A 6008-nucleotide genomic window follows, 5' to 3' on the forward strand; every position below is an offset into this window, starting at 1 on the left:
CCGGATGCGCCCGATGTTCTGCGCGACATCGGCAGCGACCGCGATGCGCGGGTAGAACTCCGACTGCGCCTTGCGAATTTCCGCTTCGCGCGCCCGAATCACCGCCACGCGTGCCAGCAAATCGGGACGTTGCTCGAGCGCACGATCGACGAGCTTGTCGGCGGTGTCCTCCATCGCCGGCGGCAGTGTGCGACCGGTCACCCCGGCGACGCGAATGGGCGTGGTCGGTCGCACGCCCATCGCCTCCAGCAGTGCCATGCGGGCATCGGCCTGGCCCGCGCTGGCTTCTTCCAGTTCATGCGCCGCACGGGCGCTTTGCTCGCGCGCCTGCAGCACTTCGGGCAGCGTCGCCAGCCCGCGTGCGCGTCTTGCCTCGGCAGCGGGCCTGCAGCTTCAACGCGAGCGCAAGTGCCGCGCGCGCCACCTCCACGCGACCTTGCGCCGTGTTCACCCCGTAGTACGCACGCGTCACTTCGAACACCACTTTCTGGTGCGTGGCGTTGAAGCCGAAATTGGCCGCAGCGAGGGCTTCCTGGGTGGCATCGATCGCAGCCTGCTTGCCGCCGAAATCGAAGAGCAGCCACTTCAGGGTGAGCGCCGGCAGGAAAATCTGGGTGTCCGCCACGAAAAAGCCCTGCGGATTGAGAATGGTTTTGGGCAAAGGCAGCGGCACACGCTGATACGCTGCCGATGCCTTGGCGGAGAGGATCGGCGCATGTACCGCCTCGGCAACGCCGATGGCGAGCGCCGCCTCGCGTGCCCGCTCCCACGCGATGCGCGTCTCCGGGTTGGTGCGCTGGGCGATGTCGATGAGCTCCGCCAGCTCATAGATCTTCTCGGGCTCGACTGCGGGCGCTGCGTGCGCCGGGTTCCCGGCCGCGGGCGCGGGCTCGCTGCGCCCCCCGCCACCGCCGCATAGCGCGCCGTCTGCGGCACCGGCCACGGTCGGTCCGGCTCCGGCGCGATGATGCTGTCGGAATGAGCAGCGCACCCTGCTCCGAGTACGGCCGTGACAGTGACCAGCAACAGCGAGAAGCGCGTGCACTGCCCGAAAGCGTGCAGAATGGAGCAGGCCGTCGGCATCGGTCACACCCTTCGGTTACTGCGTGCTCGGAGCCGGATGATATACACTTTCGGCGGTCCGGAACCAGGAGGTTCATGCCGATGCGGTCACGTCTTTCCGCGCGCATCGCATTGCCCGGTCAAGTGACGGAGCGCCTGTCCGCGCTCGCTGCAACCGTCCCGCTTGCGGGCTGTGAATCGCGTGTGCCATCGATCAATGTGCTCGGCGCGTTCTTTCCGGCCTGGATGCTGTGCGTCGTCGCCGGCATCGGCCTCGCGCTGCTCACCCGAGCCCTGCTCGCGGTGATCGGGCTCGATCCGTGGCTCGGCCCGCGTGGCGTCCTCTACCCGGCGCTTGCGCTCGCCTTCACGCTCGCCACATGGGTCGTGTTCTTCCAGGCGTGACGACGCCGTGAGCGAGACGCCGGATGCTGCCCCGCCCGAGCCGCGTCGCACGCGTACCCGTGCAGTCCTCGGCCGCATCGTCGGGCTCGCGATCCTGATCGCCGCTGTCGGGCTCGCCATCTACGTCGTGTATTACCTCGACCATTCTCCGCGCACCGACGATGCCTTCGTGCGCGCCGACACGATCGGGGTTGCACCGCAGGTGAGCGGGCGCATCGTGAGCCTGCGCGTGCGCGACAACCAGGCGGTGAAAGCGGGTGAGGTCCTGTTCGAGATCGACCCGCGCCCGTATCAGTACGCGCTGGCCCGCTCCCGTGCGGGTCTCGATGGGCTGGAAAAGCAGATCGAGCTTCACCAGCGCGACGTGAACGCGCAAAGACTCGGTGCCGCGGCAGCGCAGGCCAACATCGCCCGCGCCAAAGCCCAGGCGCATCAAGCTGCGGACACCCTGAACCGCATCGAGCCGCTGCTCGCGAAGGAATACGTCACCGCCGAGCAGGTCGATCAGGCACGCACGGCCAAGCGCACGGCCGCAGCGGCGCTCGAAGTCGCACGGCGCGACGCCGAGCGTGCGGTGGCCGGCGTGACCGGGGTCGACGCGCTGGTGGCGAAGCTGGGTGAGCTGCAGGCCGCCGTCGCCGTCGCCGAACTCGATCTGGAGCATACCGTGGTGCGCGCGCCCTTCGACGGCAGGGTCGTCAACCTCGACATCGCAGAGGGCGAATTCGCGGCCACCGGCAGGCCGCTTTTCACGCTGATCGACACGCGCAACTGGTACGTGATCGCGAACTTCCGCGAAACCATGCTCAAACGCATCGAGCCGGGCATGACGGCAGAAGTCTTCATCCTCGCGGATCCCCGGCGGCGCTTCGCGGGCACCGTGCAGTCGATCGGCTATGGCGTGTTTCCCGAGAAGGCGGCAGCAGCGTGAACGGCCTGCCGAAAGTGCCGCGGTCGATCAACTGGGTACGGGTGGCGCAGCGCTTCCCGGTGCGCATTCGCATCGATGAACCGCAGGCCGATCTCTTCCGCATCGGCGCCTCCGCCGTGGCCACCATTCCGCCGCAGCGTGAAGGTGAGCGCAACGTAGCTGCGCGCTGAAGCCGTGCGCGATCCATGACGACTCTGGTGCCCACGCTGGAAGCGGCGCTCCCTCCGCAGCGGTCCTGGCTGGAGCGGTTGCGCTCCGAGTTCGCGCCGACGCCGGGCCGCTTCAACGCCACGCTACGCATCGTCGTGGCAACGACGATCGTGCTCGTGACCTCGATCACGCTCGAAGTGCCGAGCATCGCGTTGTCGCTTTTCATCGTTCTCTTCCTCACCAAACTCACGTCGGTCGTCACGACGCAGAACTCGGTGTTTGCCGCGATCGCCGGCGCGCTCGCCATCATCGTGGTAACACTTGCCATCGCGCTGACGGTCCTGATCCTGCGGCTTACCATCGACCATCCGCCGCTGCGACTTGCCGCGATGGCCGCCGTCTTCTTCCTCGGCATGTTCGCGGCGCGCGTGTTCGTGCTCGGGCCGGCCGGCTTTCTCGTCGCCATCGTCGTCCTCGTGAGCCAAGCCTACGTCGATCTCTTTCCGGGACCGGAACCGATCGTCCGCGCGGTGCTGCGGGTGTGGGTCGCAGTCGTATACCCCGCTGCGATAACGATCGGTGTCAACCTCCTGCTGCTGCCCGCCGACCCCGAACCGCTGCTCAGGCGTGAGGCAGCGGACCGGCTGCGCGCGGTCGCGCGGCTGGCTGGGTCGCCGCACGGCAGCGCGGCGGCAACGCGCGCCGCGGCCGCCCTCGCCGCCTGGGCCACGACCGGACCGGCACCGCTGCTCAAGCTCGTGCGCTTCGCCGACATCCGCGAGTCCCGCCTTCGGCCGTTGCGCGAAGAGCGCACGGCCAAGGTCCTCCTGCTGCAGCGCCTGATCGAGTCCGCTGCGCTGCTGCCCGACCTCACGCAGACGCTCGCCACAGGCGAACGCGCGCGCCTCGAAGCCGTTGCCATGTCGTGCGATGAGCTCGCAGCGGCCGTCGAATCCGGTGCTCGCATGCTGCCTGTCGAACTGACCGAAGCGGTGCCGGATGTACCGCCGGACTCGGGACTGATACCAGTGCTCGCCGAGATCGAACGCCTCGTACGGGAACTGCCGCTCGCGGAACGTCCGGCCGACGATCAGCCTGCGGCGGAGCGACGGCTGTTCGCGCCGGACGCACTCACCAATCCCCGTCATGCCCAGTTCGCGCTCAAGGTCACCCTGGCTGCGATGTTCTGCTATGTCGCCTACACCGCAATCGACTGGGATGGCATCCACACCTGCATGATCACCTGTGCCGTGGTCGCACTGGGAAGCGCCGGCGCAACCACCCACAAGGCCACGCTGCGCCTCGTCGGCTGCGCGATCGGTGCGCTGTTGGCGCTGATGGCGATCGTCTTCCTGCTGCCACAGATGGAGTCGATCGTGCCGCTCGCGCTCCTGGTCGCCGCCGTCACGGCACCGGCAGCCTGGGTCGCGATGGGCAGCGAGCGCACCGCGTACCTCGGCTTGCAGTTCGCCTTTGCGTTCTACCTCGCCGTCCTGCAGGGCCATGCGCCGACCACGGACGTCACCGAATTGCGCGATCGCGTCGTTGGCATCTTCTTCGGCGTGATCGTCATGGCCGTCGTGTTCAACTACGTCTGGCCGGAGCGTGCCGGGGCCGGCATGAGACGCGCCCTCGCGGACGCCCTGCGGCGGATGGGCGAGGCAGGGATCGGCATCGGAGCGTCCCCGGCACAGACGAAACTGCAGCGCAGCCGCGCGTGGCGCGCGCTCGACGAGGCGGGCCGCGCAGCCGAGCTCTACGCCTTTGAGCCGGAAGCCATGACCGCGGCGGGTGTCGCCACGGGGCAGCGCGTCCGCGGACTGATCGAGCTCACCCGACGCGCCCTCCTCGCCCAGGCGGCGCTGCTCGAACATCGCGCGGCGGCGACTGCTCTCGTCGCTGGGAACAACGCACGCGCAGCGCTGGGGCACGATGTGGCGGTCGCACTGGATGCTGCTGCGCAAGCGGTGGAGAGGGGAGCGCGTCCACGGCACCTCGAGCTACGATCCGCGCTCGCGGCAATGCGCGACAGCGGCGATGCGTTCGCAGGCGAGATCGCCCTTTCCGCCATGCTCGTCGAACGCATCGAGATCCTGCAGCGCGCAGCGGAAACGATCCCCGCAGATCCCGAGCCACGCCGAACCGAACACCCGAGATCGCGGACCTAGCGGTTCCCGCCCCAGCCGGGTCCTCTGGGTGCCGCCGGTACCCCGTGGAATCCTCCCGGTGCGGCGGCGGGAGCGCCGACCCGCGGCGCCATGGCGGGCGACGGCATGCCGCCGATGCCGCGCGGCATGGCGGCCGGTGCCGGTGCGTTGAATCGCGGGAAACCCGCCGCTGGACCTCCCGGCGCCGGGAAGCCGCCGACCGGTCCGCGAATCGGCGAGGAAGTCGTCAGCGGCGGCGCGACGGGTTGCACGCCGCGAAATCCCGGCGCCACGGCTCCTCCCGGTAGCGGTCGCGCAATAGATTCGACCCGTGGCACCAAGGTGGGCGCAATCATTGGCGCGCCGGTGCGCAGTTCGGGCGTCGCCATGCCGCCGACGCGCGGCGGCACCGTCGTCTGCGGGGCGCCGCGAAAAGACGGCGGAAACGCGGGCGCCCCGACGCCCGGTGTGGTTGCTGTATTGCCCCATCCGGGTCCCCGGCCGCTCACGGCCTGACCCCAGCCCGGCCCAACCGGCACACCGGGTTGCGGGCGCGGCGCCGGCAGCGCGACTGGAGGTCTTCCCCCCGGCGGCGGAAAACCACCCGGCGGACGCCCTCCCGGCGGCGGCCAGACACCGGGCGGGCGCCCCGGCGGATATGCGATGGGCGGCCGCGGCAGCGGTGGCGAATAGATCGGCGGTCGCCATGCGGGCCACCCCGGTTTGCCCCATCCCCACCCCGGCGGACGGCCCCAGCCCCATGCCGGCGGTGGTGCCCCGCCCCACCACGGTCGCGGGCCCCAGGCGTAGACCGGAGGCCGCCACCATCCACCGTATGCAGGGCCCCACCACGGCGAGCACCACGGGTTGTATGCCGGCCAATAGGGCCCGACGCCGACGCTCCACCCACAGCCGTAGGTCCACGGCGTGCCGTACCACGCGCTGCCGATCCACGGCGACACGTAGGCCCCGGTGCCGACGACCACGGTTCCCACAGGCGCCACCACCGCACCCATGTAGCCGGGGGTGTAGCCGGTGTACACCTCATCCGGTGTCGCGCCGTAGACCTTGACGTACGTGACGTAGTGCAGCGGCGACGTTGCCGGAATCGCGTAGATCGACGGCGGCACCGAGGTGGCGACCTGCCAGGGCCCGTCGACGCCCGATGCGGTGAACCACACGCCGCGATCGACCGCGTACCAGCTATCGGCATCGACGCGGATGATCGGCGTCGGCGAGTTGACGACGTAGGTGAGCGCGGTGCCCTCGATCGAGCGAAGCTGCGGCTCGCCGTCGATGCTCGGCTCGAAGCG

General features: G+C 69.7%; 5 protein-coding genes and 1 pseudogene. 3 read left to right on the plus strand and 3 right to left on the minus strand.

From position 1 onward, the window contains the following. Window positions 1–336: TolC family protein (locus JNK68_06530; GenBank protein MBL8540013.1), on the minus strand; the 336-nt coding region annotated here is incomplete at its 3' end. Then, complete coding sequence (locus tag JNK68_06535) at window positions 296–943, minus strand: TolC family protein (GenBank protein ID MBL8540014.1); 648 nt, start codon at window positions 941–943, stop codon at window positions 296–298. The genes JNK68_06530 and JNK68_06535, both read right to left, overlap by 41 nt. A gap of 221 nt (window positions 944–1164) precedes the next feature. On the opposite strand from JNK68_06535, the gene JNK68_06540 reads away from it, so the two are divergent. The 3 genes and pseudogenes from JNK68_06540 to JNK68_06550 all read left to right on the plus strand — a co-directional run bounded on the left by JNK68_06540 (window position 1165) and on the right by JNK68_06550 (window position 4716). Further along, entirely contained in the window at window positions 1165–1467 is a 303-nt protein-coding gene (locus JNK68_06540; GenBank protein MBL8540015.1) for a hypothetical protein, read from the plus strand. Between the two features lie 7 nt (window positions 1468–1474). Further along, window positions 1475–2568, plus strand: a pseudogene (gene mdtN, locus JNK68_06545) (multidrug transporter subunit MdtN). 15 nt (window positions 2569–2583) lie between these two features. Next, window positions 2584–4716 (plus strand): FUSC family protein, encoded by a 2133-nt coding sequence (locus tag JNK68_06550; protein ID MBL8540016.1) that lies wholly within the window; start codon window positions 2584–2586, stop codon window positions 4714–4716. Here JNK68_06550 and JNK68_06555 read toward each other — a convergent pair. Continuing rightward, window positions 4713–6008 (minus strand): hypothetical protein (locus tag JNK68_06555; GenBank protein ID MBL8540017.1); only part of this gene is annotated, 1296 nt, incomplete at its 5' end. The genes JNK68_06550 and JNK68_06555 overlap by 4 nt on opposite strands.

This window comes from Betaproteobacteria bacterium (genome assembly GCA_016791345.1).
Lineage (GTDB): Bacteria > Pseudomonadota > Gammaproteobacteria > Burkholderiales > JAEUMW01 > JAEUMW01.